The 217-nt window shown below is 69.1% G+C and carries 1 pseudogene; it reads right to left on the reverse strand.

From position 1 onward, the window contains the following. A pseudogene (locus ACNAW0_RS31020) lies at positions 1–198 on the reverse strand (IS607 family element RNA-guided endonuclease TnpB); the annotation flags it as partial. Between the last annotated feature and the right edge of the window lie 19 nt (positions 199–217).

Genomic DNA, 217 nt, shown 5'->3' on the forward strand with positions numbered 1-217 from the left:
ATCGAACCTGACCGTGGCCGACAAGATACGGGCGGTGCCGTTGCCGATACGGCGTTCCAGCTTGCGGGTGGACTCGTGGGTACGGATCATCCCGAGCCGTGGCAGCGTGACGTGCCGCCGGTCCGCCTCCACCCGGATGGCGCCGGTGGTGAACCGGCACGCCAGCCGAGCCTTGTGCTTCGACTTCCGCCGCGGCATCCCCACCCGCTTGCCCTCA

This window comes from Micromonospora sp. SL1-18, assembly GCF_047921505.1.
Classification (GTDB): Bacteria; Actinomycetota; Actinomycetes; order Mycobacteriales; family Micromonosporaceae; genus Micromonospora.